Annotated in this window: 21 protein-coding genes; 8 read left to right on the top strand and 13 right to left on the bottom strand. The window is 69.5% G+C overall.

Annotated elements, in window-relative coordinates; all coding sequences use genetic code 11:
- Positions 1 to 185: 185 nt before the first annotated feature.
- The 5 genes from H7965_RS12090 (at position 186) to H7965_RS12070 (ending at position 4,798) form a co-directional block, all read left to right on the top strand.
- Entirely contained in the window at positions 186 to 2,396 is a 2,211-nt protein-coding gene (locus H7965_RS12090; protein ID WP_186770837.1) for a GAF domain-containing protein, read from the top strand.
- On the top strand, positions 2,396 to 2,773 hold the full coding sequence (locus H7965_RS12085; protein ID WP_186770836.1) for a gamma-glutamylcyclotransferase family protein: 378 nt from the start codon (positions 2,396 to 2,398) through the stop codon (positions 2,771 to 2,773). Before H7965_RS12090 ends, H7965_RS12085 begins: the two co-directional genes overlap by 1 nt.
- Before the next feature lie 172 nt (positions 2,774 to 2,945).
- Entirely contained in the window at positions 2,946 to 3,089 is a 144-nt protein-coding gene (locus tag H7965_RS12080) for a hypothetical protein (protein WP_186770835.1), read from the top strand.
- A 312-nt stretch (positions 3,090 to 3,401) separates the two neighbouring features.
- Positions 3,402 to 4,508, top strand: a complete 1,107-nt coding sequence (locus H7965_RS12075; protein WP_186770834.1) for a DSD1 family PLP-dependent enzyme — start codon at positions 3,402 to 3,404, stop codon at positions 4,506 to 4,508.
- Between the two features lie 104 nt (positions 4,509 to 4,612).
- Complete coding sequence (locus H7965_RS12070; RefSeq protein ID WP_186770833.1) at positions 4,613 to 4,798, top strand: hypothetical protein; 186 nt, start codon at positions 4,613 to 4,615, stop codon at positions 4,796 to 4,798.
- 172 nt (positions 4,799 to 4,970) lie between these two features.
- On the opposite strand, the gene pgmG is transcribed toward H7965_RS12070, so the two are convergent.
- The 13 genes from pgmG to H7965_RS12010 form a co-directional block, all read right to left on the bottom strand.
- Positions 4,971 to 6,386: a phosphoglucomutase/phosphomannomutase PgmG gene (gene pgmG, locus H7965_RS12065; protein WP_186770832.1), complete on the bottom strand. Its 1,416-nt coding sequence runs from the start codon at positions 6,384 to 6,386 to the stop codon at positions 4,971 to 4,973.
- Positions 6,387 to 6,411: 25 nt separating this feature from the next.
- Positions 6,412 to 7,731 (bottom strand): UDP-glucose dehydrogenase family protein, encoded by a 1,320-nt coding sequence (locus H7965_RS12060; protein ID WP_186770831.1) that lies wholly within the window; start codon positions 7,729 to 7,731, stop codon positions 6,412 to 6,414.
- A gap of 16 nt (positions 7,732 to 7,747) precedes the next feature.
- On the bottom strand, positions 7,748 to 8,623 hold the full coding sequence (gene galU, locus H7965_RS12055; RefSeq protein ID WP_186770830.1) for a UTP--glucose-1-phosphate uridylyltransferase GalU: 876 nt from the start codon (positions 8,621 to 8,623) through the stop codon (positions 7,748 to 7,750).
- 335 nt (positions 8,624 to 8,958) lie between these two features.
- Positions 8,959 to 10,098: an endonuclease/exonuclease/phosphatase family protein gene (locus H7965_RS12050; protein ID WP_186770829.1), complete on the bottom strand. Its 1,140-nt coding sequence runs from the start codon at positions 10,096 to 10,098 to the stop codon at positions 8,959 to 8,961.
- A 161-nt stretch (positions 10,099 to 10,259) separates the two neighbouring features.
- A complete protein-coding gene (locus H7965_RS12045) occupies positions 10,260 to 11,213 on the bottom strand; it encodes a TauD/TfdA dioxygenase family protein (protein ID WP_186770828.1) in 954 nt (317 codons plus the stop codon).
- An 860-nt stretch (positions 11,214 to 12,073) separates the two neighbouring features.
- Positions 12,074 to 12,277 carry a hypothetical protein gene (locus tag H7965_RS12040; protein ID WP_186770827.1) on the bottom strand — a complete coding sequence of 68 codons (204 nt, stop codon included), beginning with the start codon at positions 12,275 to 12,277 and terminating at the stop codon, positions 12,074 to 12,076.
- A 47-nt stretch (positions 12,278 to 12,324) separates the two neighbouring features.
- On the bottom strand, positions 12,325 to 13,428 hold the full coding sequence (locus tag H7965_RS12035) for an LLM class flavin-dependent oxidoreductase (RefSeq protein WP_186770826.1): 1,104 nt from the start codon (positions 13,426 to 13,428) through the stop codon (positions 12,325 to 12,327).
- 18 nt (positions 13,429 to 13,446) lie between these two features.
- Complete coding sequence (locus tag H7965_RS12030) at positions 13,447 to 14,403, bottom strand: Bug family tripartite tricarboxylate transporter substrate binding protein (RefSeq protein WP_186770825.1); 957 nt, start codon at positions 14,401 to 14,403, stop codon at positions 13,447 to 13,449.
- Between the two features lie 112 nt (positions 14,404 to 14,515).
- Positions 14,516 to 15,358: an acyl-CoA dehydrogenase family protein gene (locus H7965_RS12025; protein WP_229682589.1), complete on the bottom strand. Its 843-nt coding sequence runs from the start codon at positions 15,356 to 15,358 to the stop codon at positions 14,516 to 14,518.
- Positions 15,306 to 15,677, bottom strand: coding sequence for an acyl-CoA dehydrogenase family protein (locus H7965_RS30850; protein WP_229682590.1), 372 nt, complete (start codon positions 15,675 to 15,677; stop codon positions 15,306 to 15,308). Before H7965_RS30850 ends, H7965_RS12025 begins: the two co-directional genes overlap by 53 nt.
- A complete protein-coding gene (locus H7965_RS12020) occupies positions 15,674 to 15,925 on the bottom strand; it encodes a hypothetical protein (protein ID WP_186770824.1) in 252 nt (83 codons plus the stop codon). The genes H7965_RS30850 and H7965_RS12020 overlap by 4 nt, the downstream gene beginning before the upstream one ends.
- A 592-nt stretch (positions 15,926 to 16,517) precedes the next feature.
- Complete coding sequence (locus tag H7965_RS12015; protein ID WP_222440579.1) at positions 16,518 to 17,870, bottom strand: VWA domain-containing protein; 1,353 nt, start codon at positions 17,868 to 17,870, stop codon at positions 16,518 to 16,520.
- 1 nt (position 17,871) lies between these two features.
- On the bottom strand, positions 17,872 to 18,828 hold the full coding sequence (locus H7965_RS12010) for an AAA family ATPase (RefSeq protein WP_186770823.1): 957 nt from the start codon (positions 18,826 to 18,828) through the stop codon (positions 17,872 to 17,874).
- Between the two features lie 108 nt (positions 18,829 to 18,936).
- Here H7965_RS12010 and H7965_RS12005 point away from each other — a divergent pair, with 108 nt between their 5' ends.
- From H7965_RS12005 to H7965_RS11995, 3 genes are read left to right on the top strand one after another with little or no spacing between them, the layout of a single operon-like run.
- A complete protein-coding gene (locus tag H7965_RS12005) occupies positions 18,937 to 19,884 on the top strand; it encodes a Bug family tripartite tricarboxylate transporter substrate binding protein (protein WP_186770822.1) in 948 nt (315 codons plus the stop codon).
- A gap of 52 nt (positions 19,885 to 19,936) precedes the next feature.
- Positions 19,937 to 20,398, top strand: a complete 462-nt coding sequence (locus H7965_RS12000) for a tripartite tricarboxylate transporter TctB family protein (protein WP_186770821.1) — start codon at positions 19,937 to 19,939, stop codon at positions 20,396 to 20,398.
- A 12-nt stretch (positions 20,399 to 20,410) separates the two neighbouring features.
- On the top strand, positions 20,411 to 21,922 hold the full coding sequence (locus H7965_RS11995) for a tripartite tricarboxylate transporter permease (protein WP_186770820.1): 1,512 nt from the start codon (positions 20,411 to 20,413) through the stop codon (positions 21,920 to 21,922).
- The last annotated feature ends 21 nt before the right edge of the window (positions 21,923 to 21,943 follow it).

Raw genomic sequence — 21,943 nt, 5'->3', positions numbered from 1 at the left:
GCAGGGCGGCGCCCTGTCGCAATTCAGCGAAATTGCGCGAGGTCCTGCACTGTGGACTTGCGCCACTCCCGCGCAATCGTGAACTATCCGCCTACGGAATCCTGGCGCCAAGCGGGGCGCGCAATGCCGGCGCATGGTACGGGCGGCGCGCGACACGGCAGGAGCCGCGACAGGAAAGGTCGCACATGGGCGCCGATGGCATGCCGAAGCCGCCATCCATAATTTGCAACAGGGCGACCGGCCAGACCAGCCTCCTGGAAGAACGCTTCAACCGGCTCTGCCGCTTGGCCGCCCGGCAACTCGGTGTGCCGATGGCCACCATCGCCCTGGTCGGAAGCGACGAGATCCGCCTCATCTCCACCGTCGGCCTGCCGCGCGAGCCGGTACCGCGAGCGGATCTCCTCTGCGGCCTCGCGGCCGACAGCAATACCCCGCTGGTGATCTGCGACGCAGCCGGCGACCCGCGCTTCAACCCCGGCAGCCTGCCCGCCAACCTTCCTGGCATCCGCTTCTTCGTCAGCATGCCGATCCGCGGCGCGGATGGACACTGCGTCGGCACCGTCTGCGGCCTGGATATGATACCGCATCCCGACGGGGTCGCACCGGGCGACCTCGACCTGCTCGCCGACATCGCCGCGCTGGCTGGCGAATTGCTACGGCATGAGGAGCATGAGGCCGAGGCGGAACGCCTCAGTCAGCGCCACGCCCTGCTGGAGGGGCACCACCGCGCGGTGGTCGAAGCGATTCCGTTGCCGCTGCTCACCATCGACCGAGAGGGCAACGTCACCGACTGGAACCCCGCCGCCGAGCGGGTGTTCGGCTGGTCTGCGGCGGAGGCCATCGGCCGCTTTGGCCTGCATGTTCCGCCCGACCAGGAGGCAGCCGCCCGTGCCGTCCAGGCTCCGACCCGGCGGGGCGAGCGGGTGGTGGCCTATGAGACGGTGCGGATGCGCAAGGACGGAGCCCGGCTGCCGGTCTCGATCTCGACCGCGCCGCTATATGATGCCGAGGGCCGTCCGGACGGGGCGGTAGTGGTGATTGAGGACATCAGCGCCCGGCGCCGCGCCGCGCTGGACGCCGCGGTACGCACCACCCGGCTCGAGACCCAGGCCCGGCTGCTGACCGGCATCGCCAATGCCATGCCGCAGGCTGCCGCCGATCTACCGGGCATGCTGCGGCTGATCAGCGAGGCGGCGGTGCAGGGGATCGATGGGGTCGAAGCCGGGGTATGGCGGCTGGACGCCGCAGGCACGAGCTTCCGGCTGCAGGCCCTGGTCAGCATGGATGGCAGGCCGATCCCGCCCACCACCCCGAAGCATGCCGCGCTGCAGGTGCTGCCCTGCGGCCCGGTGCTTGCCACCGCGTTGCAGGCCGGGCGGCAGATCGCCGCCGGCAACGCCCGGACCGACCCGCGCGTCGCCGAATTGCTGCAGCCCTATGTGCAGCCCTTCGGGATCGGCGCCCTGCTGTCGGCGCCGGTGCGGGTCGGCGCCGAACTGCTCGGCCTGGTCTCCGCCTGCTCGGGTGGCGAGGCGCGGGTCTGGACGACCGAGGAGCAGGGCTTCCTCGCCTCCCTGGCCGACCTTGCCGCCCTGGCGCTGGAAGCGGCGCGGCGGGCGGACGCCATGGGCCGGCTGGCCGAGGCGGTGGTGCGCGCCGAGGCGGCGAGCCGGACCAAGAGCCGCTTCCTCGGCGCCATGAGCCACGAATTGCGCACCCCGCTCAATGCCATCATCGGCTTCGCCGAGCTGCTGCAGGGCGCCGAGGTCCCGACGGCACGCCGGCAGGAATTCGCCGGCCATATCGTCGCCGGCGGCCGCCAGCTGCTCGACGTCTTCAACGATGTGCTGGAGCAGGCGCAGCTGGAGGCCGGGCAGCTCCGCCTCGCCGAAGACCGCGTGCCGGTGCCGCGGCTGCTGGACGAGGCGGCACTGGCGGCGGCGCCCGAGGCCGCGGCGCGCGGCATCGTTATCGGCCTGGCGCTGACCGAGATGCCGGCGCTGCGTGGCGACCCTGCCCGGCTGCGCCAATCGCTCGACCGGCTGCTGTCGCATGCGCTGCGGGCCTCGCCGCCGGATGGGCGGATCAGGCTTGGCGCGGATTACAGCGCAGATGCGGGGTTCCGCATCTGGATCGAGCACGCCGGAGCGGAGGATGCGCCGCGCGCCTTCGAACCCTTCGCCGGACCCGAGATGCTCACCCGGCCAGCGGGCCTTGGCCTGCCGCTGGCCCGGGCCCTGGTGGAGGCACACGGCGGCGGGGTCGAGGCGGAGGCCTTGCCGGGCCACCGACAGCGGCTGCTGGTCACCCTGCCGGCGAGCCGCGCCCTGCCCGGCTACACCCCTCTCCCCACCAGCACCGTGGGCACCATCCAGCCGGCCGGCGCCGCTGGCTGATGCGCGCCGCTCGCGGCCAGAGCCTTGCGCACCGCGTGATCCTCTTCCTCTACGGCACACTGCTCGATGCGCGCGTGCTGGCACGCCGGTCCGGCGAGCCGGGACTGGCGCGGCGGCTGCGGCCGGCCCGGCTGGCCGGCTTTGCCCGGGTGGGGCTGCGCGGCACGCCCTACCCTACCCTCATCGCCCGGCCGGGCGCGGTGACGGAGGGGGCGCTGCTCCGCGCCCCGGCGGCGGCGCGGGCGCATCTGGCGTGCTACGAGGGGCCGTCCTACCGGTTGCGACCAGTGCGGGTCACCACGGCACGCGGGCCGGTCTGGGCGCAGGCCTGGGTCGCGGCGCGGTGGCGGGCCTCGACGGCGTCCTGGGTGGGGTGACGTCGGTCCCTGCGGCGGCCTTGGCCGGCTGCGAGCCTCCGCGAACCGGCCGAGGCCCGTCAACCTAGTTGGGATCGAGGTCATCACGCCTGTATCCCCGCTTTCGCCGCTTCCGGCCCCCTGGATACTGCTCGCCGGGCTGCCGGGTCATGCGCCGCTCACCGGCGGTTGCGTGCTGCCGCAGGCGGCGATTGAGACGCCTGCGCTCCGCTACGACAGCGTCATCAGGCCGATCCAAAAGAATGCCGAGGTGGAGGGCGTGCCGCCCGCCGCTTGCATCGAGAAGCAGGCCGGCCCGCCGGTCCTGCCGGAGTAGCGTGTCGGCCTGGCGTATGCGCGCATGGATGGGGCCGCCGGGTGGAGGTGGCGGCGCCGCATGGCGTGGCCGATCGGCTGGGCCGGTGCTGCGGCCGGCCAGTGCCCGGCGCATCGCCGCCTTCCGGCCACGCCCGGCTGCGGCAGGCTGGCTTGCCCACGGGCCGAAGCCGCGGCTTGCCCTGGTGCCGCGGCCAGTCCGGACGCAGCGACGTCACCGCCCATCGCGCTGAAGCCAACCACCGTCCGTTACGGCTGGCTGGCCGGCCACGGATACGGGGCTTAACCTGCGGCGGGTCACGGAGAAATCGCCATGCTTCAGCCGCCCCCCGCCGAACCAGGAATGCGCGAGGAGGAGGTGGACACCCCCGCGCTGCTGCTCGACCTTGATGCCTTCGAAGCCAATCTCGACGCCATGGCGGCACTGCTGGCGCCAACCGGAGCGAAGCTGCGGGCGCATGCCAAGACCCACAAGTCGGCGGTGATCGCGCGGCTGCAGATGGCCCGCGGCGCGGTCGGGCAATGCGTGCAGAAGGTGGCCGAGGCCGAGGCGCTGGCGTGGGGCGGCATCCCCGACATTCTGGTCAGCAACCAGGTGGTCGGCGGCCGCAAGCTGGCGCGGCTGGCCGCGCTGGCGAAGATCAGCAGCGTCGCGGTCTGTGCCGATGACGCCGAGCAGGTCGCCACCATCGCCGCGGCCGCCGAGGCGGGCGGCGTGCGCATCCCGATGCTGGTCGAGATTGACTGCGGCGCCGCCCGCTGCGGCGTGGCACCCGGCCCCGCCGCGGTGGCACTGGCCGAGACCATTGCCGCGAGTCCGCATCTGCGCTTCGGCGGCTTGCAAAGCTACCACGGCAGCGCCCAGCACAAGCGCACGCCGGAGGAACGCGCTGCCGCCATCGGCCATGCCGCCGAGGTGACGCGGCGCACTGTCGAACAACTCCGGCAGCGTGGGCTTGATTGCCCGATCGTTGGCGGCGGTGGCACCGGCACCTTCGGGCTTGAGGCGGCAAGCGGCGTCTATACCGAGATCCAGGCCGGCTCCTACGCTTTCATGGATGGCGACTACGCCCGCAACCAGGCACCGCCGCCGTTCCGCCACAGCCTCTTCGTGCTGGCGACAGTGATGAGTCGGGCGATCCCTGGCGTTGCCGTGGTCGATGCCGGGCACAAGGCGGTGGCGATCGACAGCGGCTTGCCGCTGGTGCACGACAGGCCCGGGCTGCGCTACGTCGGTGCTTCCGATGAACATGGCAAGCTGCTGGTCGAGGATGGCAATGCACCGGCACTTGGCGAAAGGCTCAGGCTGGTGCCGGGGCATTGCGACCCGACGGTGGATCGCTACGACTGGTATGTCGGGGTGCGTGGCGGCCGGGTGGAGTGTCTCTGGCCAATTGCTGCGCGTGGCGGCATGGCCTGACCGAAGACTGACAGTCTTGCGACGGAGATGAGGTGCGGGTCACGCTTTTGCCTTACGCAACTGAAACCCCTATGTCGTCAGTCCCAAAGCATGGGAGGGACGACATGGCCAATCAGTTCAAGCGTGGCGACAGCGTGAAGTTCAAGACTGTCGGCGCCGGCGTCACCTCGAACCGGCGCGGCGTTGTCGTCAAGACCGTAGACAGTGGCCGCGGCATCCGTGTCGAGGTGAAGGACAAGGAAGGCCGCGTATTCCGACCGCATCTGTCGATGGTCAAGCTGGCGCCCTGACCAATCCGATGGCCGCGGCGCCGCATGGCGCGAAGGGCTGAATCGGACCGGCTTGCACAACCGCTCCGATGGCCGCAGTGCCGCACGATGCGAAGGCTGAATCGGCTCGGCTTCAGTGACCGGCCCGATGACCTCTGCGCCACCTGGCGCAGAGGGTTGAAGCGGATCGGCGTCAGTGCCCGGCGTTGGCACCCGAGAAGTCCGGCGCCGCCAGGCCGGAGGCCCGAAGCTGTTCGGCAAGCTGCGCCTTCAGCCGCTCCAGCCCGGCCTCGGAGCTTGCCTCGCAGCGCGCCACCAGCACCGCCTGGGTGTTGGAGGCGCGCAGCAGCCACCAGCCATCGCCGGTCAGCACACGCACGCCATCAACCGCCTGGACCTTGGCGCCGGCAGCGGCGAGGCGGTCCTTCACCTCCTGCACCACCGCGAATTTGCGGTCCTCGGCGCAATCGAAGCGCAACTCCGGCGTGTTGATCACCTGCGGCAACGCCGCGCGCATCGCCGCCAGCGTCTCGCGCGCCCGGGCGATGATGCCGAGCAGCCGCACCGCGGAATAGGGCGCGTCATCGAAGCCGTACCATTTGTCCGCGAAGAAGATGTGACCGGACATCTCGCCGGCCAGCGGGCTGCCGGTCTCCGCCATCTTGGCCTTGATGAGCGAATGGCCGGTCTTCCACATCAATGGATTGCCGCCGGCCTTGGCGATCTCGTCGAACAGCACCTGGCTCGCCTTGACGTCGGCGATGACGGTGGCGCCGGGCATCGCCTTCAGCACGTCCCGCGCCAGCACCACCAGCAGCTGATCGCCGAACAGGATCTGGCCCTCATTGTCCACCACACCGATGCGATCGGCGTCACCGTCGAAGGCGATGCCGAGGTCGGCCCCCTCGTTCGCCACCGCGGCAATGAGCTGTTCAAGGTTCTTGGCGACGGTCGGGTCGGGGTGGTGATTTGGGAAAGTGCCGTCGACATCGCCGTTGATGACGAAATGCTCGCCCGGCAGCCGTTCGGCCAGCACCTTGGTGATGGCGCAGCCGGAGCCATTGCCCGGATCCCACACCACCTTCAGCTTGCGCTCGCCGCCGTCATAATCCTGCATCACCCGGTCGGCATAGGCCGCGGCGACATCCACCTGGGCATCGCTGCCGGCGGTCGAGACCGGCACCACGTCGCCTTCGGCCGCCATCCGGCCGATCTCCTGGATCTGCGCGCCGTAGAACGGCTTCCTGCCCAGCATCATCTTGAAGCCGTTGTAGTTCGGCGGGTTGTGGCTGCCGGTGACCATGACCGCGCCATCGGTGCCGAGCTGGTAGGCGGCGAAATACAGCATCGGCGTCGCCACCAGCCCGACCCGCAGCACCTCCAGCCCGCAGGCGCGCAGGCCCGCGACAAGCTGCGGCTCCAGATCCGGGGAGGACAGCCTGCCGTCGTAGCCAACCGCCACCTTGCTTCCGCCGGCTCGCACCACCAGGCTGCCAAAGCAGCGGCCGATGGCGAAGGCATCCTCGGGACGCAAGGTCTCGCTGATGATGCCGCGGATGTCGTATTCCCGCAGCACCGTCGGGTCGAACCGGTGGCTGAAGACCGTCATGCAAGGCTCTCCCGACCGCACGCCGTCATGGGCGGCCAATGGATTGATAGCGGAACCCGGCGGCGCGCATAGCCTCCGGGTCGTAAACGTTGCGCAAGTCAAGCAGCACATCCCCGCGCATGGCGGCGCGCAGCCGCTTCGGCGCCAGGGCGCGGAACTCGTTCCATTCGGTCAGCAGCACCAGCGCATCGGCCCCCTCTGCGGCATCGAGCGCGCTCCTGGCGTAATGCACCGCGCCCGGCAGCATCGGCCGGGCCATCGCCGTGCCCTGCGGGTCGAAGGCCCGCACCGTGGCGCCAGCCTCGACCAGCCGCGGCACCACCACAAGCGAGGGTGCGTCGCGCATGTCGTCGGTCTCCGGCTTGAAGGTCAGGCCGAACACCGCAATGGTCTTGCCGGCGACGCTGCCGCCGCAGGCGGCGATCACCCGCTCAGCCATCTGGGCCTTGCGCGCATCATTCACCGCAATGGTGGTTTCCACCAGCTTCACCGGGGCGCCCTGGTCCTGCGCCGTGCGTGCCAGCGCCAGGGTATCCTTGGGGAAGCAGGATCCGCCATAGCCCGGCCCGGCGTGAAGGAATTTGCGGCCTATCCGGCCATCCAGCCCCATGCCGCGGGCCACGTCATGCACATCGGCGCCGACCTTCTCGCAGAGGTCGGCAATCTCGTTGATGAAGGTGATCTTGACCGCAAGGAAGGCATTGGCGGCGTATTTGATCAGCTCCGCCGTCTCGATCCGGGTGGCGAGGATCGGCACCTCGATCAGGTTCAGCGGCCGGTACAGCCGCTTCAGCACGGCGAGCGATCGCTCCCCCGCCTCGCCCTCCTCAACCCCGATGACCACGCGGTCGGGCCGCATGAAATCGCCGATGGCGCTGCCCTCGCGCAGGAATTCCGGGTTGGAGGCGACAGTGATGGCGAGGCCCGGCCGGGCCTTGCGGACGATCTCCAGCACTTGCTGGCCGGTGCCGACCGGGACGGTGGATTTGGTCACCAGCACCAGCGGGTTGGAGGCGGCCTTCGCCACCTGCTCGGCCGCGGCATAGACATAGGTAAGGTCGGCGTGACCGTCGCCGCGCCGGGTCGGGGTACCAACGGCCAGGAACACCGCATCGGCCCCACGCACCGCTTCCTCAAGGTCGGTGGTGAAGGTCAGCCGACCGTCCCGGGCATTCTCCTCGACCAGCTTGTCGAGGCCTGGCTCGTAGATCGGAATACGGCCGCCCCGCAGCGCCTCGATCTTGCTGGCGTCGGTGTCGACGATGCAGACGTCGGTGCCGAATTCGGCAAAGCAGGCGCCGGAGACGAGGCCGACATAGCCTGCCCCCACCATGGCGATACGCATATCCTATGCCCCCGGATCAGCTGTAGCGTTTGAGAAACTCGCGCACGGCTGGTGCCATATCCGGGCGGCTCAACGCAAAGGCGATCTGCGCCTCCAGGAAGCCGATCTTGTCGCCGCAGTCGAAACGGCGGCCAGTGTAGCGCAGCCCGTGGAAGGGTTGGTTGCCGATCAGCTTGGCCATGCCGTCAGTCAGCTGGACCTCGCCTCCGGCGCCACGCTCCATCCTGGCGAGATGCCCGATCACTTCCGGCATCAGCACGTAGCGGCCGATGATGGTGAGGTTGGAGGGTGCCTTGTCGGCCGGCGGCTTCTCGACCAGCCCCTTGACCGAGACCAAGCGGCCCTTGTCCTCGGCCACGTCGAGCACGCCGTAGCGGTTCACCCGCTCCATCGGCACTTCCTCGATGGCGACGACATTGCCGCCGGTCTCGCGGTAGGCCTCGGCGAGCTGGGTCATGCAGGGTGGGTCACATTGCATCAGATCGTCGGGCAGCAGGATGGCGAAGGGATCGTCGCCAACGAAGGCACGGGCGCACCAGATGGCGTGGCCGAGGCCCATCGGCACCTGCTGGCGCACCGTCATCATCGCTCCGGGCTCAATCGCCAGATCACGCAGCTCGGCCAGTATGTCGTTCTTGCCGCGTTCCTCCAGCGTCTTCTCCAGTTCGTAGGCCACGTCGAAATGCTCGACGATGGCGGTCTTGCCGCGGCCGGTGATGAGGCAGAATTGCTCGATGCCGGCGGCGCGCGCCTCATCGATGGCGTATTGGATCAGCGGCCGGTCGACCACCGGCAGCATTTCCTTCGCCAGCGCCTTGGTTGCCGGCAGGAAGCGGGTGCCGAGCCCGGCAACGGGGAGGACGGCCTTCTTCAACGGCTTGGTGACGGGCAAGCAGAACCTCCTCGCGTTGGCGGCGCCGCCTGGAAGGGCTCGCGACCAGGTTGGGCAGCGATCGCGCGGCACAAGTGCCACGCGGCCCGCCCCCCGGCAAGGCGCTGGCCGCCGGGTACAGGCCAGGGCACAACGCACGCTACCGAACCGATTTTATGGCAGAAAGCATCAATTTTCAGCCAATCCTTCGGCTTTTGCACGGCCCACGACGGATTGGCGTCGGCGAATGCGGGTGCCGGAAGCGGCAATGTGTCCAGTGCCACCGGCCGATCGCATGCCATTGGCCGGAGGAAACGCCCGCGGCAGTGGCCCCGGCCGCGGGTCCGGCCAAGGCTTCAGAGACGCAGATCCACCCAGATCGCTGCATGGTCGGAGGCCGCCTCCTCCTCCCGCGTGATGGTCGCCAGATGCGGGAAGAGCGTGCCCCTGGTGCCGCCCCAGACGCCGCGCCGCTCGACACCCGCCGCCTCCACCCGGTCCCACAGCGCCGGCGAGAGCAGGATGTAGTCCAGCTTGTTCGCCGCGGTGCCGTTGCGCCAGGTGCCGGGGCGGCCGTCGTCCTGATAGCCGGGGTGGGTGCTGACGTCGCGCGGACCACCGTTGCCGAGCAGCGGCGCCAGCGGAGCGCTTTCCGGCCGGTCATTCAGGTCGCCGAGCACCGCGACGAACTCGGTGTTGGCCTGGAGTCGGGCTTCATAGAGTGCCCGGACCCGCTCGGCCTGGGCCAGCCGCTTCGCATCGCTCGCGGCCTTGCCGCCGAAGCCCTGGCTCTTGAAATGATTGACCAACAGATGCAGCGTGCCGCCGCCAGGCAGCGCCACCTCGTACTCCGGACAATCGCGGCTGAAAATCAGCCTGCCCTTTGCGTCGCGGTCGTCGACATGGCTGGTGACGCAGTGGATGGCGAATCCCTCGCCGGCCAGCAGGCCGACATCGATGCCGCGGTCGTCATTGCCATCGACCAGCATCACCCGCGGATAGGCCGGCGGCGGCTCCTCCGGCGCATCGGCCGGGTCGAAACCGACGCCGGGCAGCATCAACGTGGCGAAGCGGCGCAGCGCCGGGCGGCTTTCCGCCTCGATCACTGCCAGCACATCGGCCCGCAGCAGGGCGATGATCCGGGCGGTGTTGTCGAGGGCACGGGCGTTCACCGGCTCGGTCTTCAGTTCCACCCAGCCGATCCAGTCCTCGCCGCCGGCGGCGGTGATCTCCAATCTGCCGACCTGACGCCGGCGCAGCTTGCCGCGGTTTTGCCGCAACAGGGCGTCCTTCGACTCATCCGCCCTGGCCAGGCCGAGGTCGGCCAGCCATCCGACCATCTTCCGCCGGTCGGCGGCGGTGTATTTCGGCTTGCGGAAGGTGGCGTTAAGGCTGGCCTGGGCGTCGAGCAGGCGCCTCGTGGCCTCCCGGTCGGTCTGGTTCAGAGCGCGGGCGCGCTCGAACAGGTTCTCCACATTGAAGCTGGCGAGCCGCATCGAAGCCTCTCCACCCGGCAACGACCGAAGCTACACCGGAACGGCCCAGGAGCGCGCGGGAAACCACCGGAGCACCAGGTCCAGCCGCACGGTCAGTGATGCAGGTCACTGGTGGCATGCCGCTCGGGCACCTCGCTCCGACGGCTTCAGGGCAGGAAGCCCTACCCGGCCATCACCCAGGGCATGTCCAGCGCGTGCGTGCCGGTCGGACGGTCGCCTTCGATGCGGATCCGCTGCAGCACCGCGCTCGAGGCACCGGTGTGCAGCACGGCGCGATTATCCCACAGCAGCAGGTCGCCCGGCTGCCAGTCATGCTGCCAGCTCACCGACGCTGCCGTCGCGGCGGCGAACATGATTACCAGCAGCCGGTCACTCTCTGCCTCCGGCAGATTCAGGATGCGGCTGGTGAAGGCCGGGTTGACGAACAACGCCGCCTCCCCGGTGACGGGATGGCTGCGCACCACGGGGTGTTCGGCCATCCGGCTGGAATGCCGATGCTCTGCCCGCAACTCCTCCGCACGCCGGCGTAGGCCGGGCGGCAGCAGGGCCAGTGCGGCACGCTGATCGGCAAAGCCGATCGAACTGGCTACCGGTGCCGCGGCAAGGCTATGGACGATGCAGGCCAGGGCAGGCTCGGCATCATGGGTCTTGTCGGCATGCCAGGCAGCGCTGGATGGCGCTGCGCCGGGACGCGGCTCCGACATGACCCGCAGCGCCGGCGGCAACTGGCTGCCGCGGGCGAGCAGCGGCGCTTCCAGCGCCGCCAGTCGCCGGCCGAAATCCGCCTGGGCGGATACGGTCAGGCTTTGGCCCCGGAACAGCAGGACCGCATGCTCCAGGAACAGGTCATACAGTACTTCGAGGGTCGCGGCATCGACCGGACCGCCCAGGTCAAGACCGGTGACCTCCACGGCGAACAGCGAGTGCAGTGGCCGGATGTCCATCACACGATCTCCGGGCAGGGAATGGTCGGATGGTCGGCGGCATGGTCCGCACGACAGCGGTTCCGAACGCCCAGAAGCCCCCTCCTCCGCGCAGATCCCTGCATTTCGCTGTTCCATTCCAAATTTCCCGCACTGGCCGCTTGCGGTCAGGGGAATTTCACGATCAATCAATGATGATCATGATCCAGATTCATCAAAATTCAAGCGTAGATTAACCACTTCTGCCCCAAGAAAACCGCGTTACTTCCAATTTTTCTCGGAAAATCAAAAAATTATCGCATGAAATTACACTATTATATGAAGTGATTTTTCTTGGGGTGAGCGGGCCATCCCGGTAGTCCTGGATGCCCCGGCTGCGCGGCCCCCCTGATCGATGCTAGTTCCGCCGCAGCCCGGCGCCCCGCCACATCGCGGACTGCGATGTCGCCGCCCCCTGCCCTGAACCGCCTCTCCCTCGGCCTACGACAAACCTGACCACCGCAAGGACGCTCCGGATCGACACTGGCGTCATCACCCCCAACTTGAAGACCTCCAGCGGCGCCCGCTGGAACGACCTGGCAGCCTGGGCCCAGCACCAGCCGGGTGGATCGGTTGCCACCGCTGCTGCGTTCTTCGGCAAGCTGCTGCGCTACGTGCCGGTGCTGGACACCGGCGCCCGAGGCTCGGCCTCCAGCTTCGTGTGCCGCCCCGGGCGGTGCGCTGCTGGCGCCGCTGGCCAATCTGCCGGTTGAGCTGCTGGTCGCCTGGAAGGTCATCCGCTACCGCGTCCCCGGCCGCCAATTGCTGGATGCGGCGGTGGATTTGCCCTTCGCCTGCCGACCGCATCCGCCGGGCTGGCGCTGACCGCGCTCCACCCGCCGAATGGTTGCCGGGGGCGCCGCTGGAAGCCTTGGCAGCGAAGGCCGCCTTCACCCCGCTCGGGGCCGGCGTGGCGCTGACCTTCGTCTGCCTGCTATTCGTGGTCCGGTGCAGGGCGAGCCCTGCCGGATGCGGCCGCTGGCGGTGCGGATGTTTGCGGCTTGATGCCGCGGCTACGGCTTGCCCGCTGGCGGCCACGGCCAGATCACGCCAGCCGCCAGCGCGCCGAGGCGGCGCAGCAGGCCACGGCCCAGCGCCGCCAGCGCGGCGAGTTCGGCCGGTGACGCCGGCCCGGCGACGCAGAGCGCCAAGCCGAATTCCGGCGCCTCGACCGGCGGCTCCGCCTGCCGCGGCGCGGCGATGGCGGCGCGTGCCACGCGCGGCCAACCCGGCCCGGTCCTACCGGGCGAAAGGCTGAGCGCGGTCATTCCGCGGCCACCGGAAAGGCAGCGCGGGCGGCGACGGCGGCGCGGGTGGCCGGCAGCAGGTCGCGGCCGAAGGCAATGGCATCCTCGAGCGGATCGAAGCCGCGGATCAGGAAGGTTGTCACGCCAAGCGCCTGGTACTCGGCCAGCGCCTCCGCCACCTGCTCCGGCGTGCCGACCAGGGCGGTGGTGTTGGCGCCGGCACCGACCGCGGCGGCGACTTCCGTCCACAGCCGCGTGTCGCGCACCCTTCCGCCGGCCGCCGCCTCCAGCAGGCGCTTCGAGCCGATGCTCTCGGGCTTCGGCCCGCCAGAGCCGACCGCCCCGGCGCGCAGTTCGCGGATGCGGGCGATGATGCGGTCGGCGCGGGCCCAGGCCGCGGCCTCCGTCCCGGCCAGCACCGGGCGGACCGAGAGGCTGAAGCGGATGGAGGCCGGATCGCGCCCGGCCCTGGCGACGCTGGCGCGGACCTTGCTGATGGTCTCCCGCGCCTGGTCCAGCGTCTCGCCCCAGAAGGCATAGACATCGGCGATGCGCCCGGCGATGTCGATGGCGACATCGGAGGAACCGCCGAAGAACACCGGGATATGTGGTTGCTGCCGCGGCTTCACCTCGGCGAAGCCGCCCTCGAAGCGGTAGTAGGTGCCCTGGTGGTCGAAAGGCGTGGCGCTGGTCCAAAGCCGCTTCAGCAGGGCGACATATTCCTCCGACCGCGCATAGCGCTCGGCGTGGGAGAGATAGTCGCCGTCCTTCTTCTGCTCCGCCGGGCTGCCGCCGCTGATGACATGGATCGCCGCGCGGCCGCCCGAGAGCTGGTCAAAGGTGGCGAATTGCCTGGCCGCCAGCGTGGGCGCGATGAAGCCCGGCCGATGCGCCACCATGAAGCCGATGCGCGAGGTCGCCGCCGCAGCATGGCTCGCCACCAGCAGCGCATCCGGAGAGGTGCTGCCCCAGGCGACCAGGATGCGGTCGAAGCCGCCCTCCTCATGCGCCTGGGCGAAGCGCTGGATGTAGGAGGGATCGACCACCGAACCCTGCGGCGGATGGATCTCCGACTGCGCACGATGCGAAATCATGCCGATGAATTCGAGAGGATAAGTCATCTGACGAACTCCGGATGATCAGGCGATGTTGAGTCGGCGCAGGGCGGGGCCGATGGCGGCGTAATCCTCGGCCACGCGGCGGCCGAGTTCCTCCGGACTGATCTGCTCCGGCTTCAGCCCGAAGCGGCGCAGCGCGCCGGAGACCGCCGGGTCGGCCAGGCTGTCGTTGAAGGCCTGGTTCAGCCGGGTGACGATAGGCGCCGGCGTCGCACCCGGGGCGAACAGGCCGAACCATCCACGACCCGGCCATGCGCGCCCGATTCCCTGCTCGGCCGCGGTCGGGACATCTGGTAATGCATCCCAGCGGTCCGGCCCCAGCGTCGCCAAGGCCCGCAGCCTGCCGCCCTGGACATGCGGCGCGGTGATCGGGTCGATCATCAGATGGCAATCGCCGGCGACGACGCTGCTGGCGGCCGGGGCGCTGCCGGGGAACGGTACATGCACTGCCTCGAAATCACCCTCGGCGGCCAGCAGCGCGCCGCGCAGATGGCCGCTGGAGCCGATGCCGGCCGAGGCGTAGTTGAGGAAGGCAGGCCGCGCCCGGGCGAATTCGACCAGTTCCGCCAGGGTGCGCACCGGCAGCGCGGGGTTCACCGCGAAGACGCTATAGGCCTCGCCCGCATAGGCGACCGGTGCCAGGTCGCGCAGCGGGTCGTAGCCCACCGCGGTGAGATGCGGCGTGGTGGTCAGGTTGCCGGCCGAGGCGTTGAGCACGGTGTAGCCATCCGGCTTCGCCTCAGCGACCAGCCGGGCACCGACCGCGCCACCGGCGCCGGCGCGATTCTCCACCACCACAGTCACGCCGAGCCGCTGACCCAGCGCCCGCGCCATGACGCGGGCGACATTGTCGTTGGTGGCCCCCGGCGGGTAAGGGCAGATGTAGCGAATGGCCCGGTTGGGGAAGGCCGCGGTTTCGGCGCGGGCGATGAAGGGCGCGGCGAGGCCGGCGCCAAGCAGCAGGCGACGAGAGATCATCGGGCAATATCCTGAGAAACGGCCGACAGGCGAGGCGGCTGGGCGAGGTCGGTCAGCGCCAGCACGCCCAGCATGAGGGTGAAGATGAGCAGGGTCCGAAGGGCGAGGCGGATCACGCGCGCGGCTCCGCCAGCGGGGCGGACAGGGCAGCGCGGCCGGCGGCGAGATGCGCGGCATCACTCGCCGGCGCATGCATCCGGGCGCATTGCACGTCGCGCCAGTGGCGCTCCAGCGGGTTGGCACGGTCATGCGCGTGGTTGCCGGCGAGCAGCGTCGCCTCCTCCACCGCCCGCACCGCGTTCTCCGCCAGCACCACCTTCAGCACGCCGGCCTCTGCCGCGCCGGGCGGCTGGCCGGCATCGGTCGCCAGCGCCAATGCCTCGGTGATGCGGGCATTGGCCGCCAGCAGCCCCTCGATGCGGCCGACGGCCTCCTGCACCCGCGGCAGGCTGGCCAGCGGGGTACCGAGGCTGCCCGGCACCCGGTCCTGGACGAAGCCGATGATCCAGTCTCGGGCGGCGCGGGCGACGCCGCTGTAGACCGCCGGCACCAGCACGGCATTCCAGGCGAGCTGCGCCGCGTCCGGCGCGGCGGCACCAGGTGGCGCGAGGCCGATGGCATGGTGAGCCGGGATTGGCACGTCGTGGAACACCACGTCATGGCTGCCGGAAGCGCGCAGGCCGAGATGGTTCCAGCTCTCGACGATCCCGATGCCCGGCGCATCGGCCGGCACCAGGAAGCCGCCGACCAGCGGCTCCGCATCCTCGGTGCGGCCCCAGACCTCCAGCCACCGCAGGCCGGGCGCGCCGGTGCAGTAGCGCTTGCGGCCGGAGAGCAGCCAGCCATCCGGGGTACGCCGCGCCACCGTGGCGGGCAGGCCGCCGCGGGTGGGGGAACCGAGCTCAGGCTCCACCCGCAACGCGTTGATCAGCGCCCCTTTTGGCCACCGCGTCATGCTGCACCTGCTCGCGCAGGGCGGCCGGCCAGGCCGGGCTGCGCGCCAGGGTGGCATGCTTCAGGTACTGCATCGCCAGCACCAGGGCGGTCGCCGGGCAGGCTGCGCCGACCCACTCCACCACCTGCGCCGTGAGCCGCAGCCCGCCACCGCCCCCACCAAGGGCGGCAGGCACGGTCAGCGCCAGCAGCCCGGCCTGGTGCAGTGCGGCGAAGCTGTCATGCGGGAAGCTGGCGTCACGGTCGTGGCGCACGGCCGCCGCGGCGATGCCGGGCAGCACATCGGGCAGCGCCGCCAGGGGTGAGGCAAGCGCGTTCATCGGGCCGGCCCGTTCGGGACCAGCCGGAGCGGGGCAAGGCGCAGTGGTTCCGGGCGCTCCATGCGCGGCCGGTTGTGGCGGCCGAAGACCAGGCCGGCGACGCGCTGGGCTTCCGCCGGGCTCGGGAAGGAGACGCCGTCGATATCCTCCACCACCGGATCGGTGGCGATGAAGCGCCAGCTACTGGCGTGGGCGACGGCGACGCCGAGGAAGCGGCCCCTCACCTCGATGGGGCGGGATGTGTGCATGACTCTGGCTCCTGGCGCGCGCAGCGGCGCGCCAAAGGGATGGCTGTGGCGGTTTGGGGAGGGTTGGCGGGCGCGGTGCGCCCGGGGCGCTCAGCGCCGACAGCGCATCCCTGGGCAGGGAGCGGTCCGGACGGCCACACGGGAGGTGTGGCCGAAGGGGCGGCGCTTTAGCGCTTGGTAACGCGGTGCAAGCTGCATCATTCAAAATCCGCGGGGCCATCGCAGTATGCGATGACGACGGCCCTATATAGCGATCATTGATCGTATTCTGTCAATGATTAATGCATGAAAATCTGTGGAACCTGATATGCGCGCGGCTTAGGCGTGATTAAGGCACCCTTCCGAAGACGGTTCGATCATGCCAGGCAGACCCGATTCCGCGCGTGAAGCGAGGATTGAACTGGATCTCAGGGCGGAGCTTTCCCAAAGGACCTGAGCGCGTCATCCACGGCGCCCTGCGGCCAGGCCATCCCATTACACATTCTTGAATGGTTGAATTTCTGGCCCGTCATGCTGTGCAATACCCATCCGGCCAGACGCCGCCTGCCGCGCGTTCCAGGGTCGGCCGACCGCCGCCCCCCGCGGCCAGCGCTCAGGCGCCGTCCCGCAGCAGGTCGCTGATCACCCGTTCCAGGTGCTTCAACGTGTTGCACACCGCGGTGACACGGCAAAACGGCGCGTAGCGCGGCATGTCGCTGTCGCCGGTGCCCCAGATGGTGCGCGGCTCCGGGTTCAGCCAGACGATCTGCTTGGCGCGGTCGGCCATTTGGCGAAGAATCTCGGTGCGCGGATCGGTGCGGTTCCCGCGGCCGTCGCCCAGGATGATGACGGTGGTCTGGCTGTCGAGGATCCGGAGCCAGCCATGCTCGAAATCCACCAGCGCATTGCCGTAGTTGGAAGAGCCGAAGCCGATGCGCTCCATGATCTCCGGGATGGCGCGCTCGATCGGGTGCTGTTCCAGGATCTCCGACACCTCGATCAGCGATCCGCTGAAGGCGAAGGCGCGCAGCCCGGCCAGCGCCTCGTTCAGCGAGTAGAGGAACAGCAGCAGGAATTGCGCCAGCGCCGCGACCGAGCCGCTGACGTCGCAGAGCACGACCAGCTTCGGCTTCTCGATGCGCTCCTGCTTCCAGACGGTGAGGAAGGGCACCGCCTCCCAGCCCATGTTGCGCCGGAGGGTGCGGCGCACGTCGAGCACGCCGCGGCGGTCCCGCTTGCGGTTGCGGCCGTATTGCGTCGCCAGGCGCCGGGCCATGGCGCGCACCAGCACCCGCATCCGGTCATGGTCGCGGCGGTCGATGGCGGTTAGCCGGGTCTGCTGCAGCATGCGTTCGCGGAAAGCCTGGTTCTGGCCTTCCGCGAACAGCAGCAGGTTCTGTTGAACGAAGTCGCGCACCTGCTCGCGCAGCCGGTCGCGCGCACCCCGCAGCCGGGCGGCGCGATCGGCGTCGCGGGTTTCGGCGATCTCGCGCTCCAGCGCGGCGAGGCCCATGCGGTCGAGGATGCGCCGCGTGTAGAGGTTCACCTGGGTGAAGATGGTGATATTGACGAGGCCAGCGGCGGCGGCGGCGGCCTCGGTCTCGGCCGCCAGCGCAGCCTGGTCGTTGTTCAGCAGCATCTGGGCGAGGCCACCGCCGCCGCCCTCGCCCTCCCCGCCAGCCGCGGGGCCGCCATCGGCGGCGGGGCTCGCCGCCTCGGCCGCATCATTGGCGAAGCTGCCGCGGCGGAAGAAGCGCTCGAAGCATTCGGCGAAGGCCTGCTTCTCCTCCACTGTCTTGGCCAGCACCAGCGCCAGCGTGTCGCGCAGCCGCGTGCGGTCGGCAAAGCCCACCACCTGCACGGCGCGCGAGGCGTCGATGCTCTCCGCCGGCGAGATACGCAGCCCGGCGCTGCGGGCGGCGCGGAAGAAGTCGAGCAGCGGAAGATCCATCGTGCTCTCGGACATCTCAGCGCACCGGCACCGCCTCGCGCCTCGACTTCTGCAGCAGCTCACCGAGCTGCGGTTCCACCGTCTCGATGTCGCTCTCGAATTTCAGCAGCACATTGAGAGTGGAACGCACCAGTTCCGGCTCCAACTGCCGGCTGTGCAGCAGCACCAGCACCCGCGCCCAGTCGATGGTCTCGCTGACAGAGGGCAGCTTCTTCAGATCCAGGGTGCGCAGCTGCTGCACGAAGGCGACCAGCTGGCGGCGCAGCCCCTCCTCCACCCCCGGCACCCGGCTGGCGATGATCCGCGCTTCCAGCCGCGCATCCGGCAGGCCGATGTGCAGATGCAGGCAGCGGCGCTTCAGCGCATCGCCGAGGTCGCGCATGGAGTTGGAGGTCAGCATGACGATCGGCGCCACCTTGGCCTTGATCGTGCCGATCTCCGGGATGCTGACCTGGTAGTCGGAGAGGAGCTCGAGCAGGAAGGCCTCGAATTCCTGGTCTGCCTTGTCGACCTCGTCGATCAGCAGCACCGCGCCCTGGGGCTCGCGCAGCGCCTTCAGCAACGGGCGCGGTTCGAGAAACTCCTCGGAGAAGAACAGGTCGCTGACGCCGTGCAGCTTGCGCATGGCGGCGTCCATCCCCGGCTCATCACCCAGCAGCGCGCCCATCCGGTCCTTCAGGATCTGGGTGTAGAGCAGCTGCTTGCCGTATTTCCATTCGTACAGCGCCTTGGATTCATCCAGCCCCTCGTAGCACTGCATCCGGATCAGCCCGAGGCCGAGCCAGGAGGCCGCGGCCTTGGCGAGCTCGGTCTTGCCGACGCCGGCCGGGCCCTCGACCAGGATCGGCTTGGTCAGGTGGTGCGCCAGGTAGACGGCGGTCGAGATCGGCCGGCTGGCGATATAGCCGGCGGATTGCAGGCCATCCTCGGTCGCCTCGATGGAACAGAGGCGGTCATGCCAGGCGGGGGTCATGCGATGGTCTGCACCATTCTGGACTTCTCCGGTGGATCTGCTGCCATGATGGACCAGCACGCCCGGCACGCCAAATCGGCCGGGCGACCACCAAAGGGAAGAAACGTCATGCCGCCCATCCAGCGCCGGGCGCTTGGCCTGCTTGCGGCCCTGCCCTTCGCCGCATCGGCCCAGGACAGCAAGCCGGTCCGCTTCATCGTGCCCTACCCGCCGGGCGGCGGCACCGACACCATCGCCCGCCTGCTGCTGCCGACGATGTCGGCGCTGCCCGGGGCGCCGACCATGGTCATCGAGAACCGGCCAGGCGCCGGCGGCAATGTCGGAACGGAGGTGCTGGCGAAATCGCCGCCGGACGGGCAGACGCTCGGCTTCATCACCATCGGGACACATGGCACCAACCCTTGGCTCTTCGCCCGCCAGGGCTTTGATCCATTGACCGATTTCAGCTTCATCGCACTGGTGTCGCGCCAGCCGACGGCGGTGGCGGTGGCGGCCGATTCGCCGCTGCGCAGCCTGGATGATTTGCTCGCGCTGAAGACCGAGATGCCGGCCGCCTCCCCCGGCAACGGCACCAGCGGGCATCTGGGGGTCGAGATGCTGCGGGTGATGGGCCGCCTGCCGCTGCTGCACGTGCCCTACCGCGGCACCGGCCCGGCCTGGGCGGATCTGCTGGGCGGCCGGGCTGGATTGATCGTGGACAACCTGCCGACCGCGATGCCGCATCACCAAGCCGGCCGGGTGCGCATCCTGGCGGTGACCGGCACCGAGCGGAGCACACTGCTGCCAAATGTGCCGGCGGTGCAGGAGAAGCTACCGGGCTATCTGGTGGAAAGCTGGAACGGCATCGCCGGACCGGCCGGGCTGCCGGCCGAGGTGGTGGCGCGCTGGTCGGCGCTGATCGCCGCCGCGACGCGCAACCCGGCGCTGCGGGCGCGCTATGCCGAGCTCGGCATCGTGCTGCCGGACTCCTCGCCAACACATCTCGCCGGCTTCGTCCGCCAGCAGATGGCCTTCTGGCAGCGGATGATTGCGGAAGCGAATATCCGGCTGGAATGACCCACCACGCCGTCTCTATGCTGGTCACAACGGCAGAACGGGAGGCGGCGGCGTGCAAATATCCGACCGGGTCAGTGGTGGAGTCCTGGTGGTTCTGGGCAGCCTCGCGGCCTGGGGCGGGTCGCGCCTGCCCGCGGTGCCGGGCCAGGACGTCGGGCCAGCCGCTTTCCCCATGCTCATCGGCAGCGGCCTCATCGGCTGCGGGGTGCTGATCGCCCTTGGCATCGGCCGCAGCTTCGAGGCACCGGAGGAGCCCAAGGCGCCGCACCCCTGGTGGTACGGGCTGCGCGCCCTGGTGCCATTTGCGCTGCTGCTCTTCTACATGCTGGCCAGTGAGCCGCTGGGCTTCCTGCTGACCGCGGCGGTCATCGTCTTCGCCGCGGCGCTGGCGCTGGGCGCCCGGCTGTCGCTGGCGGTGCCGCTGGCGCTGGTTGCGCCGCCGCTGATGCATCTGGCCTTCTACAAGCTGTTGCGGGTACCGCTGCCCGAAGGGCTGCTGGCGGCACCGTGGTAGGATGGCGGCAGCATGACCGAGCTTCTTGAAGGCGCCCGGCTGGTTGCCGCGCCGGATGTGCTGATCGCCATCCTTGCCTCGGCGATTTATGGGCTGGTGGTCGGCTCGCTGCCCGGCCTGTCGGCCACAATGGCGACGGCGCTGCTGGTGCCGGTCACCTTCTGGCTGTCGCCCATCGCCGCCATCGCCACCATCATCACCGCCTCGGCCATGGCGATCTTCTCCGGCGACATCCCGGGCTGCCTGCTGCGCATTCCCGGCACGCCGGCCAGCGCCGCCTATACGAATGAGGCCTATGCGCTGACCCGGAAGGGCCAGGCCGAGTTGGCGCTCGGCGCCGGGCTCTGGTTCAGCGCCATCGGTGGCATCGTCGGCACGCTCTCGCTGGTGCTGATGGCGCCGCTGCTGGCGGAGGTGGCGCTGTCCTTCTCCACCTATGAGTATTTCTGGCTAGCCTTCCTCGGGCTGATGTGCGCCACCCTGGTGGCACGCTCCTCGCCGATCAAGGCGATCGCCTCGATGCTGCTGGGGCTGCTGATCGCCTGCATCGGGATGGAGAACCCGGCCGGAACGCCGCGCTTCACCTTCGGCGTGCCTGACCTGCTGGGCGGAATCGAGGTGATCCCGGCGCTGGTGGGCGTCTTCGCGGTCAGCGAGGTGATGCGGGCGATGGTGACGGCGGAGCCACCAAAGCTGCCGCGGCGGAAGTTCGGCTCGATCCTCGCCAACCAGTGGACGCTGACGAAGAAGTACCAGTGGCCGATGTGGCGAGGGAACGTCATCGGCATCATCATCGGCGTGCTGCCAGGCGCCGGCGCCGACATGGCGGCCTGGGTCAGCTACGCCACAAGCAAGAAATTCTCGAAGGAGCCGGAGAAATTCGGCACCGGCCATCCCGAAGGGCTGGTGGAGGCGAGCGCCAGCAACAACGCCTCCCTCGCCTCCGGCTGGGTGCCGTCGCTGCTGTTCGGCATCCCGGGCGACACCATCACGGCCATCGCCATCGGCGTGCTTTACATGAAGGGGCTGAACCCCGGGCCGACGCTGTTCACCGAGAATGCGCGCAGCATGTACGCGCTCTACATCATCTTCATCCTGGCCAACATCATCATGATCCCGCTCGGCATCATGATGATCCGCATGGCCTCGCTGGTGCTGCGGGCGCCACGGGCCGGGATCATGCCGCTGATCCTGCTGCTCTGCGCGGTGGGCAGCTTCGCCACCGGCAACAACCTGTTCGCGGTGCTGCTGGTCGGGCTGTTCGGCATCCTCGGCTTTGTCATGGAGCGCAACGGCTACCCGGTGGCGGCCCTGGTCCTTGGCATCGTCATGGGCAGCATGGTGGAGCAGAATTTCATCACCAGCCTGATCAAGTCGGACGGCGACGTGATGCCCTTCATCGAACGCCCGGTCTCCAGCGTGCTGGCGGCGCTGACCTTCGGCGCGCTGCTCTGGCCGCTCGGCGTCTGGATCTGGAACCGCACGCAGGGGCGGCGCTTGCCGGCCTCGGGCGCCGCGGAGTAGCAATGGTCGTAACAACCGGGA

The organism is Siccirubricoccus deserti (assembly GCF_014283215.1).
Classification (GTDB): domain Bacteria; phylum Pseudomonadota; class Alphaproteobacteria; order Acetobacterales; family Acetobacteraceae; genus Siccirubricoccus; species Siccirubricoccus deserti.
The sequence above is the reverse complement of the archived record's forward strand: the minus strand, read 5'-3'. Positions and strand labels throughout refer to the sequence as shown.